The sequence below is a fragment of the Finegoldia dalianensis genome, assembly GCF_046255015.1.
Classification (GTDB): Bacteria; Bacillota; Clostridia; order Tissierellales; family Peptoniphilaceae; genus Finegoldia; species Finegoldia magna.
The window spans coordinates 36706-57940 of the sequence record NZ_JBDLBQ010000009.1 but is presented as its reverse complement, the minus strand read 5'-3'; the positions used below and the strand labels follow the sequence as shown (position 1 = coordinate 57940).

17 protein-coding genes are annotated in these 21235 nt (G+C 31.8%); 16 read left to right on the top strand and 1 reads right to left on the bottom strand.

Annotated features, from left to right (window positions below; genetic code table 11):
• The first annotated feature begins 29 nt into the window (after positions 1 to 29).
• The 16 genes from ABDJ34_RS09450 (at position 30) to lepB (ending at position 19076) form a co-directional block, all read left to right on the top strand.
• Complete coding sequence (locus ABDJ34_RS09450) at positions 30 to 629, top strand: class C sortase (protein WP_412702182.1); 600 nt, start codon at positions 30 to 32, stop codon at positions 627 to 629.
• A gap of 225 nt (positions 630 to 854) precedes the next feature.
• Complete coding sequence (locus tag ABDJ34_RS09445) at positions 855 to 1148, top strand: hypothetical protein (protein WP_412702181.1); 294 nt, start codon at positions 855 to 857, stop codon at positions 1146 to 1148.
• Between the two features lie 30 nt (positions 1149 to 1178).
• Complete coding sequence (locus tag ABDJ34_RS09440) at positions 1179 to 3518, top strand: hypothetical protein (RefSeq protein WP_412702180.1); 2340 nt, start codon at positions 1179 to 1181, stop codon at positions 3516 to 3518.
• The gene (locus ABDJ34_RS09435; protein WP_412702179.1) at positions 3511 to 4329 is read left to right on the top strand and encodes an ABC transporter ATP-binding protein; all 819 of its coding nucleotides are present in this window, start codon (positions 3511 to 3513) and stop codon (positions 4327 to 4329) included. Before ABDJ34_RS09440 ends, ABDJ34_RS09435 begins: the two co-directional genes overlap by 8 nt.
• 84 nt (positions 4330 to 4413) lie before the next feature.
• Positions 4414 to 5331: an AEC family transporter gene (locus ABDJ34_RS09430; RefSeq protein ID WP_412702178.1), complete on the top strand. Its 918-nt coding sequence runs from the start codon at positions 4414 to 4416 to the stop codon at positions 5329 to 5331.
• Positions 5332 to 5394: 63 nt separating this feature from the next.
• Positions 5395 to 6681: a 2-hydroxycarboxylate transporter family protein gene (locus ABDJ34_RS09425; protein ID WP_412702177.1), complete on the top strand. Its 1287-nt coding sequence runs from the start codon at positions 5395 to 5397 to the stop codon at positions 6679 to 6681.
• A 129-nt stretch (positions 6682 to 6810) separates the two neighbouring features.
• Entirely contained in the window at positions 6811 to 7983 is a 1173-nt protein-coding gene (locus ABDJ34_RS09420; protein ID WP_412702176.1) for an NAD(P)-dependent malic enzyme, read from the top strand.
• A gap of 9 nt (positions 7984 to 7992) precedes the next feature.
• Positions 7993 to 9204, top strand: a complete 1212-nt coding sequence (pepT, locus tag ABDJ34_RS09415; protein WP_412702175.1) for a peptidase T — start codon at positions 7993 to 7995, stop codon at positions 9202 to 9204.
• Positions 9205 to 9302: 98 nt separating this feature from the next.
• Entirely contained in the window at positions 9303 to 10763 is a 1461-nt protein-coding gene (locus tag ABDJ34_RS09410; protein WP_412702174.1) for an APC family permease, read from the top strand.
• Between the two features lie 198 nt (positions 10764 to 10961).
• On the top strand, positions 10962 to 12056 hold the full coding sequence (gene wecB / locus ABDJ34_RS09405; RefSeq protein WP_412702173.1) for a non-hydrolyzing UDP-N-acetylglucosamine 2-epimerase: 1095 nt from the start codon (positions 10962 to 10964) through the stop codon (positions 12054 to 12056).
• Entirely contained in the window at positions 12056 to 13273 is a 1218-nt protein-coding gene (locus tag ABDJ34_RS09400; RefSeq protein ID WP_412702172.1) for a glycosyltransferase family 4 protein, read from the top strand. The genes wecB and ABDJ34_RS09400 overlap by 1 nt, the downstream gene beginning before the upstream one ends.
• A gap of 78 nt (positions 13274 to 13351) precedes the next feature.
• Entirely contained in the window at positions 13352 to 14125 is a 774-nt protein-coding gene (locus ABDJ34_RS09395; protein ID WP_412702171.1) for an FAD binding domain-containing protein, read from the top strand.
• Entirely contained in the window at positions 14122 to 14583 is a 462-nt protein-coding gene (locus tag ABDJ34_RS09390) for a (2Fe-2S)-binding protein (protein ID WP_412702170.1), read from the top strand. The genes ABDJ34_RS09395 and ABDJ34_RS09390 overlap by 4 nt, the downstream gene beginning before the upstream one ends.
• On the top strand, positions 14570 to 16843 hold the full coding sequence (locus tag ABDJ34_RS09385; protein WP_412702169.1) for a xanthine dehydrogenase family protein molybdopterin-binding subunit: 2274 nt from the start codon (positions 14570 to 14572) through the stop codon (positions 16841 to 16843). Before ABDJ34_RS09390 ends, ABDJ34_RS09385 begins: the two co-directional genes overlap by 14 nt.
• 313 nt (positions 16844 to 17156) lie before the next feature.
• Positions 17157 to 18443: a dicarboxylate/amino acid:cation symporter gene (locus tag ABDJ34_RS09380; RefSeq protein ID WP_412702168.1), complete on the top strand. Its 1287-nt coding sequence runs from the start codon at positions 17157 to 17159 to the stop codon at positions 18441 to 18443.
• 105 nt (positions 18444 to 18548) lie between these two features.
• Positions 18549 to 19076, top strand: a complete 528-nt coding sequence (gene lepB / locus ABDJ34_RS09375; RefSeq protein ID WP_094206946.1) for a signal peptidase I — start codon at positions 18549 to 18551, stop codon at positions 19074 to 19076.
• Between the two features lie 46 nt (positions 19077 to 19122).
• Here lepB and ABDJ34_RS09370 read toward each other — a convergent pair whose 3' ends face one another.
• Positions 19123 to 21075 (bottom strand): fructose-1,6-bisphosphatase, encoded by a 1953-nt coding sequence (locus ABDJ34_RS09370; RefSeq protein WP_412702167.1) that lies wholly within the window; start codon positions 21073 to 21075, stop codon positions 19123 to 19125.
• Positions 21076 to 21235: the final 160 nt, after the last annotated feature.

Genomic DNA, 21235 nt, shown 5'->3' with positions numbered 1-21235 from the left:
GCTTTCTGATTAGTTTAGGAGGAGTGCTAATGATTATTTCATTAGCACTTCTTTTTATAAACTTTAACAGATTAGAATCCAAAAAAAACAGTGCTATAAATTTGGAAAATGAATTTCAAAATAATAAAGCAAAAAATGAAAAAAACAAATTAAGTAAAGAAATAAAAAAAGAAAAAACAAAAAATGAAACAGGCGATAAAATTACTGACGATAAGGCTATAGGAGTGCTAAGAGTAGATGATATAAAACTAGTTTTGCCGATTTATATGAATACTTCAAGAAAAGCATTATCAAATGGATGTGGAATTGTGACAGATACAGACATGCCATCAAATAAAAATAATACAATGACTGTTTTAGCAGCTCATAGAGGTGGTAGAAACGAAGATTTTACATTTAAAAAAATAAATGAACTAAAGGATGGCTCTGTAATTAAAATTACAACAAAGACTCAAATTTTGTATTACGAAGTATATGGATACGAAATAATAGAACCAGATGATTGGAGTAGATTTATTAAAGAACCTGATAAATCAAAGTTGTATTTAATGTCTTGTCATCCATATCCATACGATTCTCAGCGACTGTTAATTAAATCTAAGTTAATAAAAAGCGTTTCAAATGATTAAATTTATTTCCTAACTACTATTTATTCATTTAAGCGATAAATAATTGCGAAAAGTCTTCTGCACTAAACAGTGTGGAAGATTTTTTTGCATTAAATTAGAAAATAATTTCTTAAAAATGTATATGAAATACACTAAAAAAAACAAATTAAAATTTTAGAAAAATAGATTAAAAAATAAAAAATAGGGTATGTAATAAATAAGAATATTATGAAAGGAGACATGAAAATGAAAAAAATTTTATTTATCGTTATGATTGCATGTTTGACAGTGGTTGGTACAATAAATGCAAACGTTTCATCTGCTGTTAGTTCGGCAAGTTATTATGGATTAGAAAATGTTGAAAAAAATGAATATGGTGAGAATTTTACTTTTGTGAGGGGAAAATCACCTGTACATTTGAAGTATGAAGATGTGTATAATGACGGTTACAGTGGGAAACTTTACAGACAGAGATTAATTACTATTGATGTAACCAATAATACTGAGACTTGGTATTATTCGGGAGAAATTAGCAAATAATATTTTTGAAATTCAATGAAAGGAGACAATATGTTCGAACTGAAAAAACTTTACAAGTCGTTGATAATACCTATTATAGTTATTATATTGTGTGTGTACTCTTTTATAACATTGAAAAACCTACATCTTGATTATTATAATCAAGATTATGCTTATTTTATGCAAATTAGAGATCGTTTTGAAGACACAATGATGGAGTCTTTTGCATTATCAAAATCATCGGATAATAAAGAAGAACAGCAGAAATATTTAGATTTTAGCAAGATGAATTTTAATTCTTTGCAATACATAAAACCATTAGAATACGATGTGAGTATGTTGATGGAAGAGACAAAAGCTGCAAAGTATTCTTCAAAAACAGAGCATAATTTCTACAATGAATTATTGAGCCAATATGATGAGATAGAATCGTTCAAAAGGCAAAACAACTTAAACAAGTTGCCTAGTTATGGAATGTATAACGAATTAGATTCTTATTTTAATTTGGTTCGTGATGAAATTAACAGATATGGGTTCTACACAACCTCCAACAATTTTAGTTTTTTTAAATCATTTGGTTTCCTAATGGAAAATGTCATGAATGATATTTTCTTGTGTGTGATTTTTCTGGTAGCTGTATTTACTAATGAGATGAATTTCAAAAATCTTAAATTAGATACTATTTCAGTAAGCTCCAAAAAATTAGTGTATGCAAGGCTTGTAAAGTATGTAGTATTTTTTGCTATTGTAATATTTTCGATGATTTTGGGCAATATTATTTATTCTGTAGTCAATGGATTTCCAATGGGAAGTTCGCATGATATGATATTGAAAACTGTAACAAACTTAAAGACCGATTCGCTTATAACCATGAATGTAAACTCAGTGGTACTTGCTTTAAAATACATAGGTACGGGGTTTTTAATTTACAGCATTACGATGATTTTGTATGAGATTTTCAGAAGGTACATGAAACAAAGTCTATCAATTATTGTTGTTTTATCAATTTATTGGATAATTTCATTGCTATGTAGAAGATATAATCTATCGTTTAGTCTAAATAGTTTTCATAATTTCGGCAATCTTTCAATATTAGTGCCAATTTTATTTCTATTAATGACTTTTTGTTTAATCATTGTAAACAATAACAGATACAAGTTTATTTATCACAATTTTTCAAAAACATACTCGAAAATCGATATCAAAAATATTTTGCAATTAGATTTTGCCAAAATTATGAGAAGCAAATTATATAAGTATTTTTGTGTACTAACTGTAGTGGTAGCTGTGTTTTTCTGTTTTAATACTATAAAATACAAAAACATAAAATCAAGGGATGATTTACAAACTATTGACAGTGAGATTGAAAGTGCAAAGATTAATGTTCACAACAATCCAAAAGACAAAGGATTCAAGCAAACACTAATTAATTTGGAAAATTTCAAAAAATCTTATGTTAACAGAGCTAATAATCCCACAGAATATTACAGTAATATGTTCCATTATTTGAATTCTAAATGGGGATTTGATGTAGAATGGATAGATCCAAGTACTTCTCGATCTAATGAGAATAGGGTGAATTATTTTATGGATAACAATTTAAAGCCCGATTCAAGTTATGATATTGTTAGTAATGAGATTGAACAAAGTTTATTATCAAATAAAAAGCTAAGATTGTATAAAACAAAACAACATTCTCCTACTGAACAAAAAGGACTTATAGGTAATGTAATATCTATGTATGAAAATGGGATTATTCCAGCCATTACGTTGATTATTTGCTTGATATTTACCCTTGAGTTTAAAAAGGAAAGGTCAAATGGAACTTTGAAGTTGGCTTTTGTTAATGAATGGAAAAAAGATGTCTGGAAATCAAAGCAGATCAATTCGTTTGTATTATCTGCCGGAATGTATGTTGTGATTTTGGCAATTAGTATGATAATTGGATTGTTTAACGGAGGACTTGGTGAGAAGTTGTATCCAGTATTCTGCTACGATTACAGTTATAACGGTGTAGTGGAGGGTGTGTTCAGGGCATCCAGTGGTTTCATTTTGCCAATGATTTTAATAAATATTTTAATAATTTTACTTGTGGTTAGTTTTTCAAATATGATGACCACATTCATCAAGAATGAAACTGTGAATATAATTGCTACAACTTTCTTGATTGTTTTGGGAATAATTATAAGCTATTTTGGAACTTTGGGTAAGTTTTTCTTATTGAATCCTTTTAGTTCGTTGGATAGTTTGATGATTTTGAAAGGCGGATACAATTATTTGAATAAGTTTAGTTTTTCTAATCCGATATATAATGTGATAATGATTGTATTTTATATTATAGTGTTTAATTTGATATCAATGAAAAGAATGAAGGGGGATATTAATGCTTGAGATTAAAGGTCTGCACAAATCTTACGGTGAAAACGAAGTGTTAAAGGATTTGAATTTGAAATTAGATAAACCAGGGATTTACGCGTTAGTTGGACCAAATGGTATTGGTAAGACTACTCTTATGGATATAATTTCTGATTTGACGAAGTACGATTCAGGTGAGATTAAGGTTAATGATATAGATAATAAAAATCCGGAGATTTTCAAGTATTTATCCTATGCAAGAAGCTTGGATATGCTGTATGATAACTTGACAGGGTTGGATCATTTTATCTTTGCAAAGAATACACGCCGTGTTTCTGATGAAAAGTTTGAAGAGGTGTTGAATATATTTAAGGTTCATAATTTTATGAAGAGGAAAGTTAGCACTTATTCTCTTGGTCAAAAACAAAAAACTTTGTTGACGTATTTTTTCATGGGGGATTATGATATTTACATTATGGACGAACCTGTAACGGGATTGGATCCTACTAGCGTTATTTTGCTTAGAAATTATCTTCTGAAACTAAAAGATGATGGCAAGATAGTTGTGTTATCATCACACACTTTGTCAGAGGTTGACAAGTTAACAGAAGATGTAATGTTTTTGGTGGATAAAAAAATAGCTTTTGAGAATTTGTCTGAGATTTCAAAGGAACAATACAAAGTTGTAACGTCTGATAATGAAAACAAAAAAGTCGTCAACATTGTGGCTAAGAATGATTTGGACGATTCTTTGAAGAAATTTGTGGCTGATGGTTTAATCATCGATTCGATAGAAAAATCAGATTATACTACAGAGGACAGATACATTGAATTGTACACAAAATAATTTGATTTTTTGCTAAATAAATAGTATTGTGGTATAGGTAAGTGGTTTCATTTACCTATATTTTTATGAGAAAAAGGTGGTTTTTTGGTAAATTATTCGCAGTTGTATTTGACTATAATTAATTTGTTTTCTTTGATTTTTATTGGTTTTTTGCTCAGAAAGTTCAATTTAGTAGATGAAAATACGATGACGGGACTTAACAAGTTGATTTTTAATGTGCTTTTTCCGGTTAAGATTATGATGAGTTTTTATAATGTGAATTTCGGAAATGATTTGAGCTTGAAATATTTTGTGTACTTGAATGTTATGTTTTTGTTTCACATTTTTTTGACATTTTATTTTGCAAAAATTACTAACAGAAATAAATCAATCGCTGTTTTGGAAGCTAATGGAATGAGTAGGGGCAATTTTATAATAATGTCGTTTCCTATCTTGAGTGTTTTATTCGGAGATAAGGGAATAGTGATGGCTGGAGCTATCACAGGAATTAGTCAGTTTTTCTATAATTTCTATACTGTAAGCATGTACGAAGGATTGGTTGGAGAAAATAATTCTAAGAAAAAACTGTTCATAAATGTGGTGAAGACACCTTTGATGATTGGGCTTTTCGTAGGAATTTTTTTGTATGTAACTAAGGTTAATTTGTTTTTCTTGGAAACTCCTTTGAGAAGTTTGGGAGATATTGCAGGGACCTTAGCTTTGGTGACTATGGGATACGGTTTGAATTTTAGAATAGATTTCAAAGAAATTAAATCGATTATGAAGGTTTCCATTGTAAAACTTTTGGTACTTCCTTTGACAGGATTATTTATTGGAAAAATTTTCGGATTGTCTGAAATTCAAAAGGTTGTTGCGTTGATTTTATTTGGTGCTCCTACGGCTGTTAATACTTATGTTTTCGCTAAAAGATATAAACAAGATGATTCATTGGCTGGTTACTATGTTGTGAGTACGACAATTTTGTATTTATTCACTTTATTACTTTTAATTAAGCTGATTTAGATTGCTTTTTGTTTTTTTAAATGAGATAATATAAGATGTAAAAACTAAATAAGGAGGAAAGTTATGGATAAAAAGATTGCAGGTTTAAAAATTCCATATTTTATAATCGCATGCGTAATAATCGTTATTTCATTCATATTTGATGTTCTACCAAATGGTATGGTTGGAGCATTTTTATTTTTGATTGTATTCGGCGAATTATTAAACCTTATCGGAAATCACACACCAATTATCAAGACATATTTGGGCGGTGGAGCTATTGTATCTATATTTGTTGGTGCGGCTATAACTTATTATAAATGGTTACCGGCTGATTCTATCAAAAGTATAAATACATTTATGACTAAAGGAGGATTCCTAGATTTCTACATCGCAGCTTTAATCACAGGTTCAATTCTTGGTATGAATAGAAAGTTGCTTATTAAAGCAGCTATTAGATATTTACCATGTATTTTGGGTTCTGTAATTATGGCATTACTTTTAGTAGGTGGTGTAGGTTTGTTGTTAGGAAAGAGTGTAGGTGAGTCTATCGCTTATATCGGGATCCCAATTATGGGCGGAGGAATGGGAGCAGGTGCTGTACCTATTTCAAAAGTTTTCGAATCAGCATTGAATATTCCGTCCGAAACTATTTTGAGTAAACTTGTTCCAGCAGTTGCTTTGGGTAATGCTACGGCAATTGTTGCTGGTGGTTTATTGAACAGACTAGGAAAATCAAAACCAAGCTTAACTGGTAATGGACAATTAGTTAGAAGTAATGATGATAGTTTGAAAGCTGAAAAGAAAGAAAATATAATCTTAGAAGATGTTAAAGATTATGGCGCTGGTATTGTAATTGCAACAGCATTTTTCACATTTGGTGCTATCTTAGCATTTTTGTTCGAAAAAATCGGCATTAAAATCCACTCTTATGCTTGGATGATAATTTCTGTAGTTATCGTTAAGGCGGCAGGAATTGTTCCTGAAAAAATTGAACACGTTGCTGAAGGTTGGTACAATTTCGTTGCCAAAAACTTCACTGCAGCACTTATGCTTGGTATTGGTATGGCTTACACTAATTTGGGACAAATTTTCGAAGCATTTACACCAAGCTATGTAATTCTTGTTCTTGCAGTTATCATAGGAGCTATCATTGGTGCTGGTATCGTAGGATATTTCGTAGGATTCTATCCAATAGAAACAGCTCTTACAGCAGGATTATGCATGGCTAACATGGGTGGTACTGGTGATGTTGCTGTTCTTACGGCTGCAGATAGAATGGAACTTATGCCTTTTGCTCAAATATCTTCTCGTTTGGGAGGAGCGTTAATAATTTTATTGGCATCTGTTTTGGTTCCAATATTTTTCTAAATCAATTGAGGTATTTTAAATAATACCTCTTTTTGTTTGGAATAGTTGGGCTTTAGTGTTAAAATTATATTGTAATAATGTAATTCAACAATTTTGTTGAAAGTTATATGAAAATTTATGAGGTGAAAAATGAATATCGAAGAAATCAAACAAAAAGCTCTTGAACTTCACGAAAAAAATCAAGGGAAATTAGAAGTAGTATCTAAAGTAAAAGTTAATGACGCTATGGATTTGGCGTTGGCTTACACTCCTGGTGTTGCTGAGCCTTGTAAGAAAATTCACGAAGACAATGAACTTGCATATAAATATACAAATAAAGGAAATATGGTAGCTGTTGTAACTGATGGTTCTGCAGTTTTAGGTTTGGGAAACATTGGTGGAATTGCTGGTATGCCTGTTATGGAAGGTAAATCAGTTTTATTTAAAGAATTTGGTAATGTTGATGCATTCCCAATTTGCTTGAACACACAAGACACTGAAGAAATTATTAGAACTGTGAAAGCAATTTCTCCTTCATTTGGTGGAATTAATCTTGAAGATATTGCAGCTCCAAGATGTTTTGAAATCGAAAAAAGATTAATCGAAGAATTAGATATTCCAGTATTCCACGACGACCAACACGGTACTGCTGTTATAGTATTATCTGCAGTTATCAATGCGTTGAGAATCGTTAAGAAAGATATTTCTGATGTCAAAATCGTAATCAGTGGTGCAGGGGCAGCTGGTATTGCAATTTCTAACTTGTTAACATTAGCAGGTGCTAAGAATAATTTAATCTTAAACAGCCGTGGAATTATCGATCCAGATGATGAAAAACTTGACGAAGCTAGAAGAGAAATCGCTAGAACAACTAATCCTAATAAAGTTAAAGGAGATTTGACAACTGCTATGGAAAATGCAGATATTTTTATCGGGGTTTCCGCTCCTGGAATTTTAACAAAAGAAATGGTATCTTCAATGAACCACGATTCTATTGTTTTAGCAATGGCGAACCCAGTTCCAGAAATCTATCCTGACGAAGCAAAAGAAGCAGGAGCAAGAGTAGTTGGAACAGGTAGAAGTGATTATCCTAACCAAGTTAACAATGTATTGGTATTCCCTGGAATATTCAGAGGAGCATTGGATGCAAAAGCAGACAAGATTACTGACGATATGAAATTATCAGCAGCTTATGCAATAGCTCACATGGTTGAACAACCAGTAGAAGAAAGAATTTTGCCAGAAGCATTTAACAAAGATGTTGCAAGAAATGTTGCAAACGCAGTTAAAAAATCTTGGGAAGAAAAGAAAGTTATTAAATAGGAGAAATTTATGATAGATATAGTTGATAGATTTATTGAATACGCGAAGATTTATACTACAAGTGATGAATCAAGCGAAACTTGTCCATCAACAGCTAGACAAAAAGATTTGGGTAATCTTTTGGTTAAGCAATTAAAAGAAATGGGAATTGACAATGCTCACATGGACGAAAATGGATATGTGTATGCATCGTTAGAATCAAACTTGGATAGAGAATCTAAATCTATCGGTTTCATTTCTCATATGGATACTGCTCCGGATATGTCAGGTGAAAATGTTAAACCACAAATTTTGGAATACAAAGGTGGAGACATCAAATTATCCGATTCTGTAACTACTACTGTGGAAGATTTTCCATTTTTAAAAGATTTGGAAGGACAAACTTTAATTCATACAGATGGAACTACACTTTTGGGTGCTGACGATAAATCTGGTATTGCAATTATAATGGATGCTGTGAATAAATTATGCGAAAACAAAGATATTAAACATCCAACGATTAAAATTGGATTTACTCCTGATGAAGAAATAGGCAGAGGAGCTGATTTGTTCGATGTAGAAAAATTCGGCGCTGATTTTGCATATACTTTGGATGGTGGCCCAATTGGAGAATTGGAATACGAAAACTTCAATGCAGCAGGTGCGACAATAACTATTCACGGCAAAAATGTTCATCCTGGTAGTGCAAAAAATACTATGATTAATTCACAATTAATCGGTATGGAATTATTTAATGAACTTCCAGTTGCTCAAAGACCAGAACACACTGAACATTACGAAGGTTTTTATTTGTTGACATCATTTGAAGGAACTGTTGAAAACACAGTTATGAAATTCATAATCAGAGATCACGACAAGAAAAAATTCGAAGAAAAGAAATCTTATTTGGAAAAATTAGTTGAATTTTTGAATGTGAAATACAACAACGCTATTGAACTTGACATGAAAGATAGCTATTACAACATGAAAGAAAAAATAGAACCTGTAATGGAAATTGTGGATTTGGCTTATAAATCAATGGAAGATGTAGGAGTTAAACCATTGGTTCAACCAATCAGAGGTGGTACTGATGGAGCACAATTATCATACAAAGGACTTCCATGTCCGAACATTTTCACTGGCGGATATGCATTCCACGGAAAGCACGAATTATTATCTATCGACCAAATGAAAAAAGCATCGGATTTGGTTTTGAAAATAATAGAAAATTATTCAAAATAAAATATCAAGTAGCTTCTAGTAAATCTGGAAGCTATTTTTTTATTGAAAAATGTTTTAAATGAAAATAAATTTTGCTATAATCTAATTAGGAGGGAAATATGAAAAACGATGTTTTAATTGACGATCAAAAGAAAAAATCTCTTACAGTGACCAATCTAATTTGGATGGGATTCACAGTTGTATGGGGTTTTGGAAATGTTGTTAATAACTACGCCAACCAAGGTTTGGCAGTTATTACAAGTTGGATATTCATAATGGCTTTGTATTTTATTCCTTATTCATTGATGGTTGGAGAACTTGGTTCAACTTTCAAAGAAGGACAATCAGGACTTAGCTATTGGATAAAACAAACAATGGGACCATTACTAGCTTATTTGTCCGGCTGGACTTATTGGGTAGTACATATCCCATATTTAGCACAAAAACCACAAAACTTAATGGTTGCAGGTTCATGGGCAATTTTTAGAAATCCTAAAATGGTAAAATCATTAAATCCAATTGTACTACAAGCATTAGTACTAATAATATTTTTATTATTTGTGCTTTTAGCTGCAAATGGTATTAAATCTATAAAAGTTTTAGGTTCAATTGCCGGTACTGCAAGTTTTGTGATGGGTATTTTATTTATTTTATTAATGTTGGCAGCTCCTGCATTAAGAGGAGTAGAAGTTGCATCTCCAAATATGACAAGCATAAAGACTTATCTGCCTAATTTTAATTTGCATTATTTGACGACAATTTCCATGTTAGTGTTTGCCGTAGGTGGTTGTGAAAAGATTTCACCTTATGTAAATGATACACAAGATGCAGGAAAAAACTTCCCAAAAGCTATGTTAATTATGGCTTTGATGGTAACTGTATCTGCGATTTTAGGTTCAGTTGCAATGGGGATGATGTTCGATACAACAAATGTTGCAAACGACTTAAAAATGAATGGTGCTTACTACGCATTTGAAAAATTGGGACAATATTATGGAATAGGTTCATCACTTGTTATTATTTACGCGTTGACAAATTTTGCTGGACAAGCTGCAGCTTTGGTTATGAGTATCGATGCACCGCTTAAACTTTTATTGAGTGAAGCAGATGCAAAATACGTTCCAAACTTCTTGAGAAAAATCAACGACAAGAAAGTTCCTGTTGGTGGATACAAATTAACTACCATTTTGGTTAGTATTTTGATAATTATTCCAGCTTTGGGAATTGGAAACTCTAATGAATTGTACAACTGGTTGTTGGATTTGAACTCTATAGTAATGCCAATGCGTTATATGTGGGTATTTGCAGCATATTTTGCTTTGAAACACTATCTAAATGAAAAACAAGGTGTAGAATATAGATTTACAAAATCAAAATCATTCGGTAAATTTATCGCTGGTTGGTGTTTTGTATTCACAGCATTTGCATGTATATTAGGTATGATTCCAAAAGAAGGAGAACCATTCACAAGTCAATGGAATTTCAAATTGATGCTTAACATTTTGACTCCAGTTGTCTTGTTGGGATTGGGACTAATATTGCCATCAATTGCTAGAAAAGAACAAGCTAAAAATATTTAAAAATATTTTTATAATCTAACTAGAAATAGCTTCATTTAAAATTTTAAATGAGGCTTTTTTTATTGTTGATTTATCTTAGATTTTCTCAATTGAAATTGACAAATTACATATGATATAATTAATTGTTAGAAGTAGATTAAATGTTTAAATTTAAATATTTTAGACTAATAAATATAAAAATAAAAATAGGAGAAAAAATTGAAAATTGTTACGGTAGTTGGTGCTAGGCCACAATTTATAAAAGCGGCCATGGTATCAAAAGAGTTAAGGAAAAATTATTATGAAGTAATGATACATACTGGTCAACATTTTGACTATAATATGTCCGAAGTTTTCTTTGAAGAAATGAATATTCCTTATCCAGATTATAATCTTGGAATTTCTGGGGGAACCCACGGCGAAATGACTGGTAAAATGTTAATTGAAATCGAAAAAATATTGATTAAAGAACAACCAGACATGGTTTTATTATATGGAGATACGAATTCCACATTGGCAGGAGCATTGTCAGCTGTCAAGCTTCATATTCCGATTTGCCATGTTGAGGCTGGTAATAGATTGGGTACACTTGATAATCCAGAAGAAGTGAACAGAATTATGACTGATCATTCTTCTAAAGTTTTATGCTGTTGTACTGAATCTGCGCTTGATTTTTTGAAAAAAGAAGGATTGGAAGATCGAGCTACTTTAGTTGGAGATCCAATGTACGATGCTTTCTTGGAATATTCTAATCAAGTTGGCGATGAAATTCCTGAAAAAATGATTGATTTGGATGGAGAAGAAGTAGATCTTCCAGAAAGTTTTTACTACTTAACTTGTCATAGAGCAGAAAATACTGCATCTATAAAGCCTTTGTCAGAAATACTTGCTGCTATGGAAGAATTGGACGAAAAATGTATATATCCGGTGCATCCTAGAAACCAAAAAATGGTACAAGAGCTTTCTAAAAAACACAACTATACAAATATAATTTTCTGCAAGCCAGTGGGATACATGATGAGTGTGTACTTGGTTAATCACGCAAAAAAAATTGTGACTGATTCCGGTGGATTACAAAGAGAAGCTTACTTTGCTAGAAAACAATGTGTGACTATTTTTGATCATATTGTGTGGCCAGAAACTATGACTGAAAAGAGAAATCAATTATCCAAACCGAATAAGGATGAGATTTTGAAATTATTAAATGAAAAGGTTGATTTCGAAAACTACGATTATCCTTTTGGCGATGGTCATTCTAGCAGAAAAATTATCGAATGTATCAAAAATTACTTTAATCAATCAGAGGAAAATTAATGAATATTTTATATATTAACCATTATGCTGGTTCTCCAGAAATGGGGATGGAGTTTAGAACATATTATTTGGCTAATGAATGGGTAAAAATGGGTCATAATGTGACAATAATCGCGGGAGATTATTCGCATTTGAGAAGAAAAAATCCTGAAGTTACAGAAGATTTTCAAACAAAAATTATCGACGGCATAAAATACATGTGGATAAAAACTGGAGAATACGATGGAAATGGCGTAAAAAGAGCTATGAGTATGTTCAGATTCGTGTCTACACTCAAAAAAAATGCTAAGGAAATTGTCGAAAATGAAAATCCTGATGTTGTAATAACTTCTTCAACTTATCCATTGGATACATTTGCTGGTCAAAAGATGAAAAAAATCAAGAAGGATATAAAATTGGTACACGAAATTCACGATATGTGGCCAATAACATTGATAGAAGTTGGTAATATGCCCAAATATCATCCATTTGTAGTGATGATGCAAATAGGAGAGAATTCTTTTTGCAAGAACTCGGATTATGTGTGCTCATTGCTTCCAGCAGCAAAGGACTATTTGATTAAGCATGGAATGAAGGCTGAAAAATTTTTCCACGTTTCTAATGGTATAGTGGAATCTGAATGGGAAAAATACGATAAAATTCCAGAAGATTATGTCAAAATTTTCGACAAAATCCACAGTGAAGGCAAGAAAGTTATATGCTTTTTTGGAAGTCACACCAAATCATATTGTTTAGATAATTTGGCAAAAGCTGCTATTGACAATGAGAACGTGGCAGCAGTGTTCATAGGTGGTGGAATTTACAAGAAAGAATTGATGGAAAAATACTCCAAATACGAAGATAGTATTTATTTCTTGGATTCCATACCTAAGACATCAATTCCAGATTTGTTCAATTACATTGATGCCACTTATGTTGCTGCGATGGATAATGATATGTTCAGATATGGAGTATGTATGAACAAATTATTTGACTCCATGATGGGTGCAAAGCCAATTATCTATGCAATTAATGCTCCTAATAATTATATTGTAGATTATAATTGTGGGATAAATGTTGAGTCTGAAAACTTGGAAGAATTGAAAAAAGGAATAGAAAAGTTTGTGGATTTAGATGAAGAAACATTAAATCAAATGGGCAAAAATGGTAGAAAAGCCATTGAAGAAAACTTCACTTATCACAAATTAGCAGAAAAATTTTTAAAAGGATTGGAATAACATGTGCTAGTCGGTTGTCAAAAGATAGCCGACTATTTTTGTGATATAATAAAGACTGATTAAAATTAAGGAGTGGTTATGTTTACATTAAGAGATTTCAAAAGTCCAGAAACATTGGATGAAGCTTATGAGTTATTGATGAAATCAAAAATGAATAAAATTTTGGGTGGATGTCATTTTCTTAAAGCAGGCTGTCGTTCTTACAATGTAGGGATTGATTTGTCAAAATTGGATTTAAATTACATAAATGTTGAAGACGATGAAATAAAAATCGGAGCAACTACTACATACAGAGATTTGGAATACAATGATTTCTTAAAAAAATTTTGCGATGGAATTATTCCTAAATCTTTGAAAAGAATTGTGTCAACTCAACTAAGAAACACTGCCCAAGTTGGAGCAAGCGTGTTTTCACGATATGCATTTTCTGATTTTTTGCCTATTTTATTATTACTTGATGCAAAGGTTAGATTGTACAATAATAGTGTAATGAGTGTTGAAGAATTTTTGAATTCTGATATAAAGAAGGACTTATTAGTTGAAGTTATGATTCCTAATAAAGATGTCCACTGCACTCAAATTGTTCAAAGAATTTGTTGCAAGGATTTTCCAATTGCTATTGTAGCAGTTTCTAAAATAGATGAGAAGTACAAGGTAGTATTTGGCGCGAGACCTCAAAAAGCAATGGTTATGAGAGATGTTTCTGATGAAATTAATGCTACAGGATTTGACAGGGAAAAAACATTGGAATTAATCGATGAATATATAGGGTCAAATAATAAAGCGAAGAAAAAATACAGGAAACTTTTATTTGTTGGATTATTGGAAAAAGCGTTAGGTGAATTGCAATGATTATAGAATTAAATGTTAATAATAAAAACCATTTAGCTAGTGTTGATTGCGATACTACTTTGTACAATGTGCTTCGCGATTTGGGTTATAAATCGGTGAAGTGTGGTTGTACAACATCAAATTGTGGTCTTTGTACTGTGTGGATGGATGATGTTCCAGTACTTTCTTGTTCTGTTTTGGCGTTAAGATGTGAAGGCAAAAAGATTACAACTTTGGAAGAAATATCTGAAAGCCAAAGAAAATTTGGAGAACTTTTGACTGAAGAAGGTGGGGAACAATGCGGTTTTTGTTCACCGGGGTTCATTATGAATGTTTTGAGTTTGAAGAAAACTATCAAAAATCCTACAGATGAAGAAATCGAAGATTATTTGATGGGTAATTTATGTAGATGTACAGGTTATGCTTCTCAAATGAGAGCTATTAAGAAATATTTGGAGATTGATGATGAAGATAAATAAAGATTTCAAAAAAATAGATTCAAGCTCATTAGTTACTGGAAAACCTGTCTATACAGAGGATTTGAAAGATCCTAATGCGCTGATAATTAAGCTTATGAGAAGTCCGTATGCAAGATGCGAAATATTAGAAATAGACAAATCAAGAGCAGAAGCGATGGATGGAATTGTGGCAGTGTACACTTATGAAGATGTTTTCGACAATAAATTCACTTTGGCAGGACAATCTTATCCAGAACCTAGCCCTTATGATATGTCGATTTTGTCAAAAAAAATTAGATATATGAGAGAGCCTGTGGCAATTGTAGTCGGAATTAACGAAAAAGTGTGTAATCAGGCTATCAAGAAAATTAAAATCAAATACGATGTTAAAGAACCATTACTTGATTACACAAAAGCTATCGACAACGAAATTGTTGTACATGAAGAAGATGTATTCTTTAATGGACCAACGAAAGTTTTTGGTTACGATACGAAAAGGAATTTGGTTGGTGAAAAGAAAGAATCTTGGGGAGAAGATGTCGACAAGGTAATGAGTGAATGTGATGTCGTATTGGAGGATACTTTTACAACAAAGGCACAAGCGCATTGCATGATGGAAACATACAGATCTTATTGTTACATGGATCAATTCGATAGATTGTGTTGCATTACATCTACACAAGTTCCATTTCACATCAAAAGACAATTATCCGTTGCTTTGGGAATAAGTGATTCAAGAATAAGAATTATAAAACCAAGAGTAGGCGGGGGATTCGGTGGAAAACAAACAAGTGTCACAGAAATTTATCCAGGATTTGTAACTTTAAAAACAGGAAAACCATCGATTCTTGTATTTGACAGAGAAGAAACTTTTGAAGCTTCAAACTCACGTCATCAAATGAAAGTGAAAGTTAAAATAGGTGCCAAAAAAGATGGGACGATTGAAGCGTGTGACATTTATGCGTTATCCGATCAAGGAGCTTACGGATATCACGCGTTTACCACTTTGAATTTAGTTGGTAACAAAACACTTCCACTATACAGTAGAATGAGAGCTGCGAGATTTTTCGGACAAGTTGTATACACGAATAAACTTCCTGGTGGAGCTTTTCGTGGTTACGGTGCAGTTCAAGGAACATTTGCATTGGAATCCATGGTAAACAAATTAGCCAAAGAATTAAATATGGATCCAGTTGAACTAAGACTTAAAAACACTGTTCGTGAAGGAGAAAAAACTCTGGCTTACGGAATAGATGTCAAAAGTTGCAAATTAAATGAATGCATTGAAAAGGCAAGAGAAATGATTGAATGGGATAAATATTATCCATTCAAAGAAGAAAAAGACAAAATAATTTCAGTTGGAATGGCTATTGCACAACAAGGAAGTGGAATTCAAAACGTTGATACTTCAACAGTTGAAGTTAGATTAAATGAACAAGGTGATTATACATTGTTGATGAGTCCTACAGATGTTGGACAAGGAACTGATTCAATCATGGTGAATTTGGCAAATGAAGTGTTGCAATGCGGAATGGACAATATTATTCCAATAATTGCGGACACTGATATAACTCCATTTGATCCAGGAAGTTACGCATCAAGTGGTGTGTATATAACTGGTGGAGCAGTTGTTCGTGCCTGCGAAAATTTGTTAAACAAAATCAAAAAACGTGTTGCAATGAGATTTGAAACTTCTGTTGAATGGTTAGAAATCAGAGATCAAGCAGTTTATTTGCAAAATAAGAAATTAATTGCAATTAAAGATTTGGCGAGAGATTTGTCAACTGGTCCAAATGGTATGCAATTAATCGGAGTAGGAAATTTCGATTCAAAAACGTCACCACCACCATATATGGCTGGATTTGCAAAAATAAGTATCGACAAATTAACAGGAGAAATCAAAGTAGAAGATTATGCAGCAGTTGTCGATTGCGGAACTGTTATGAATACTAAATTGGCTACAGTTCAAGTCGAAGGCGGAATTGGTCAATCGATAGGATATGCATTGTACGAAGACTCGTTGTGGGATGATGAAGGAAGATTAAAAGAACATTCATTTATTTCGTATAATTTGCCTTCAAGAAAAGACATCGGAAATATCCATGTTGATTTTTGTGAAAGTTATGAGCCGACAGGTCCATTCGGAGCAAAATCAATTGGAGAAATAGTTTCAAACACACCTGCACCAGCGATTAATGGAGCGATATTGAATGCACTTGGTTGCACTTTTGATACTCTTCCAATAAAAGCTGAAGATGTTTTATTAAAAATGTATGAATAGAATTTAGGTCAGAGGTTAATAGCCTCTGATTTTTTGTGAGAAAATATTACAAAAATTAAACAATTTATATATACAATTCGATAATAAAAATTTAATAATATTTTCACAAAATATCAAACGATTTTCACTAGTAATATTAGGGAAATGTATTTTCCGATATAAAAATTGTTTCGAAAAAAATTAGTAAAAAATCAAAATTGCTGAATAATGTCCATAGTGAATTAAATAAAATTTACAAAAGTTAAAATTGAATTTGAAAATTGTGCTCAATAAACTATAATATATAACTATAAAATAAAAAAGGGGTGTTTAGATGAAATTTGTAGCATTAGCAGTTACTTTAGTATTGTTTGCTTTATTGATGTTCATGGCTAAGAAGAAAATGAATTTCGGTACAAGAACAATTGTAGCTGCAATTCTAGGTATTATAGTAGGATTTATTTTCAAAGGAAACACAGAATATGTAAAAGTATTTGGATCTATATATGCTAATTTATTATTTGCAATTGTAATTCCATTACTGTTTACATCAATTGTTAGTACTGTAGTTTCTTTGGAAAGTATAGAAAAAATGAAGAAAATAGGAACAAAAACAATTGGAATTTTAAGTTTACACAATGTTTTAGGGTCACTTATAGGTTTGATTTTAGGGGTTGCATTTAAAATTGGACAAGGAAGTTCATTAACTTTGGCAGCAGATGCGAAGGCTAAGGAAGTTCCAACTTTTGCAGAAACTTTTGTAAATTTCTTCCCAGATAATGTTTTGGGAAATGCAGCAGAAGCAAAAGTAGTTCCTATAATTGTATTTTCTGTTCTTTTGGGATTAGCTATATTGCAATTAGAAGAAAGAGGAGAGGGAGAAAAAGCGAAACCATTTTTAAGTTTTATCGACTCAGCTGCAGCAGTTATTTTTAGATTTACAGGAATGATTATAGACTTTACTCCATATGCTGTATTAGCTTTGATGGCGAACGCAGTTAGCAGAACTGATATGGCTAGTATGATGCCTTTGATTGTTGTGTTGATATTGACTTATGTTGCATCAATTTTTCACTCATATATCATAACTGGTGCACTTTTAGCGATTTTTGCAAAAGTAAATCCTATCAAATTCTTCAAGAAATTCTGGCCAGTTCAACTGATTGCATTCTCTACACAATCTTCCGTTGGATGTATTCCAGCAAATACTGAAAATTTAAAAGATAAATTAGGCGTTTCTGAAAAGATAGCAACATTTGTTGCATCAACCGGTTCAACTGTTGGTATGCCTGGTTGTGCAGGATTTTGGCCTGTGTTATCTGCGATTTTGACAATTAATGTTATGGGAATTCACTATTCATTTGGACAATATGTAATGCTAATATTAGTAGCGTTAGCAGTATCATTGGGTACAGTTGGAGTTCCGGGAACTGCAACAATTACCACTACAGCAGTATTCGCAGCAATGGGTCTTCCTGTTGAAATGGTTGTATTGATGAGCCCTATTTCTATGCTTGCAGATATGGGTAGAACTGCTACAAATGTTACAGCAGCAGGTTCTTCTGCAGTTATAGTTGCGGCAAGCGAGGGAGAATTAGACAGAGAAGTTTTTAATTCATAATTTTTACAAATAATTTTATATTACGATAATAAATTAGCAACCTTTACACATTTACTGATTAGTATTATAATCAAATTAGTAAATATTAGAAAGGGAATCTTAGATATGACAGAAAAAGCAAAATCTTTTTTTGAGTGGTTATTTGTAATAGGAATTGCCATTGTGTTGGCGTTATTGCTTAGAAATTTTGTAATTAGTACAACTCATGTTGAAGGAAATAGCATGAATCCTACAATTGAGAATGGAGATCGAATTTTCGTCAACAGAATGGGGATTTTTAAGAACAAATTAAAACGAGGTAATATTATAGAACTTCACGCACCGGATAAATCTGGTCGTGATTACATCAAAAGAATTGTAGCATTACCGGGAGATACTGTTGAATTAAAAAACAATAAAGTATATGTTAATAATGAACAATTGAATGAAAATTATACAAGTAGTCAAACGACTCTTGTTTCAGGAAGTAAAACAAAATGGGAACTAGGAGAAGATGAGTATTTTGTATTGGGGGATAACAGACTCCCTAGAGAATCAAACGATAGCAGAATATTCGGTCCGATAAAGAAAAAGGCGATAGTTGGTAGAGCTTTTTTGAGATATTTTCCATTTAATAAATTCGGTGTATTATAAGAAAAACTAATCTTGGATTTTCCAAGATTAGTTTTTTTAATTGGTATTAGTTTGAATTTTGTTGAATTGTACCACTTCTGTACGCTTCAATTAAACTTTCCAAATCTTCGATAAGTTCTAGGATTTCTTCTCCTTCATCTGTATCTTTTATAAGCATTCTTTTTGGAAATTCTTCTGTTATTGTAACTTCTGGAGTGTATGCGCCGTGAACTGATTCCATCACTTTGAAATTCTTGTGTTTTGCTATTGCTAGGTGATGCGAGTTAAATGTCAACGTATAACCGGCAATACCTGTTTTCTTTTGGTAAGCCTCTGATATTCCGCCATCTATTACATAAGTTTTTCCATTAGCTGATACTGGTTTTTCTCCATTGATGCTTTTAACAGGAACGTGTCCATTAATTATGTGAGATGTTTCAGGATTCATATTGAATTCTTCAAATATTTTGTCTGCGTATTTTTCAATCTTACTTAAACTAAAATAAGGATTACTTACTTCTTTTCTAACATCTTTGTCAGTTATGAAGAAGTTTTCAAATGTTGATATTTTACTTTTTCCAAACATAGGAGATTTTGGGCCACACCACATATACCAGAAAAAGTCCAACGCTGTTTGTCTGTCTGGGTCATTATCATCCATGTTTTTCGCTGAATTTATAATTCCTTCGAAGAAATCCAAAAGTGATTTACCACTGTAGGTATTGCTTTGATATGTGAATTCTTCGAAACTACCGTCCTTATTCATAGGGATACATCCATGGAAAAGCAAATTGCTGTTTGCGATTTTGTACACTGAACCGTATGAGAACAAAAAATCCATGTGCTCTTTTAATCTGTGACTTGTTCTGAATGATTTTGAAATGCATTCGATAACTTCTTGTTCACTTGGTGTTAATTCGAGAGGATTTTCAGGATCAATTGTAGGGAATTTAATATCCAAGAGTGCATGAGGCTTGCCATTTGCATCCTTGTAAATTCCATTTTTAAAATCAATTCGTTCAAGATATAATCTGTCTAATTGTTCAAATTCTGGATTCCTCTTAAAAAGTTGGTTTTCTAATTTGAATTGAATTATAGAAATAGCCTTGTGCATTCTTGCTGCGTGAAGCAAATCAGTTTCTGAGTGTTTATTATCATCTAAGATTCTAACTTTGAATCTTTCACATGGATCATCGTAATATGACTCATCTGCCAATGTCGACAATAATCTCAAATTAATTCCGTAACCATCTTCCAAAGATTGGAAATTATTGTAACTTATTGCATTTCTAACTACGTTACAGGCATTCACATAACTACCAAGATAAGCTCCAATCCATGTAACATCGTGGTTACCGTATTGAATATCTACATCTTTTTTAGCAATAAGAGTATCCATAATAATGTCCGGTCTTTTTCCTCTGTCGAAAATATCTCCGACAATGTGCAGCCAGTCAATGTTCAAATCTTGAATTAATTCACACAAAGTTATTATAAAATCTTCACTAACTTCTATTTTGATGATGCTATCTAAAAGTTGATTAAAATATTCTTTCTTATTCAAAGATTCGTATTGAATGTTAAGCATTTCATCTATCAAATCTCTGTAGTAAAAAGGAGTTTGATTTCTGACTTTTTGTCTGGAATATTTACTGGCAACCCTTTTTGCTATTTTTATCAGATAAAAAATCGTATCTCTAATCCATGTTTCTGTATATTCATCGTTTTCCTTTGTAATATTGATAATTGTTTTAGGATCGTAAATTAAATTGGCCAACTGATTTTTTCTTGATTCAGATAATTTGTCTTTGAATTCAAGGTCAATTTTAATTCTGGTATTACCAGAAGCACTTTTAATAATTCTATTGAAACTATCGTATTGTCCATGTAAATCAGATAAAAAATACTCTGTACCTTTTGGCAACACAGACAAAGAAGTCAAACTTATTATTTTGTTAGCAGCCTGTTCAATCGTAGGAAATTCTTTTGCAAGTAATTTCAAGTATTTTAAATTGTTCAATTTTCTACCTCCATAATACTATTATATATGAACTTTGAAAAAAAGAAATAGTTTGCCTATTGAAAAATGATTACAAATTTGATATAATTATAAGCGTAAAGATTTGTTAAATAACAAACAAATATTTTTTTACTTATTAATCCTACAATATTAGTAGGAA

Coding starts and splice junctions, on each gene's coding strand:
- ABDJ34_RS09425 (WP_412702177.1), top strand. CDS start 5,395: ATGGATAAAAAGATTGCAGGTTTAAAAATTCCATATTTTATAATCGCA.
- lepB (WP_094206946.1), top strand. CDS start 18,549: ATGACAGAAAAAGCAAAATCTTTTTTTGAGTGGTTATTTGTAATAGGA.
- pepT (WP_412702175.1), top strand. CDS start 7,993: ATGATAGATATAGTTGATAGATTTATTGAATACGCGAAGATTTATACT.
- ABDJ34_RS09390 (WP_412702170.1), top strand. CDS start 14,122: ATGATTATAGAATTAAATGTTAATAATAAAAACCATTTAGCTAGTGTT.
- ABDJ34_RS09435 (WP_412702179.1), top strand. CDS start 3,511: ATGCTTGAGATTAAAGGTCTGCACAAATCTTACGGTGAAAACGAAGTG.
- ABDJ34_RS09445 (WP_412702181.1), top strand. CDS start 855: ATGAAAAAAATTTTATTTATCGTTATGATTGCATGTTTGACAGTGGTT.
- ABDJ34_RS09395 (WP_412702171.1), top strand. CDS start 13,352: ATGTTTACATTAAGAGATTTCAAAAGTCCAGAAACATTGGATGAAGCT.
- ABDJ34_RS09450 (WP_412702182.1), top strand. CDS start 30: ATGATTATTTCATTAGCACTTCTTTTTATAAACTTTAACAGATTAGAA.
- ABDJ34_RS09380 (WP_412702168.1), top strand. CDS start 17,157: ATGAAATTTGTAGCATTAGCAGTTACTTTAGTATTGTTTGCTTTATTG.
- ABDJ34_RS09410 (WP_412702174.1), top strand. CDS start 9,303: ATGAAAAACGATGTTTTAATTGACGATCAAAAGAAAAAATCTCTTACA.
- ABDJ34_RS09440 (WP_412702180.1), top strand. CDS start 1,179: ATGTTCGAACTGAAAAAACTTTACAAGTCGTTGATAATACCTATTATA.
- ABDJ34_RS09400 (WP_412702172.1), top strand. CDS start 12,056: ATGAATATTTTATATATTAACCATTATGCTGGTTCTCCAGAAATGGGG.
- ABDJ34_RS09420 (WP_412702176.1), top strand. CDS start 6,811: ATGAATATCGAAGAAATCAAACAAAAAGCTCTTGAACTTCACGAAAAA.
- ABDJ34_RS09385 (WP_412702169.1), top strand. CDS start 14,570: ATGAAGATAAATAAAGATTTCAAAAAAATAGATTCAAGCTCATTAGTT.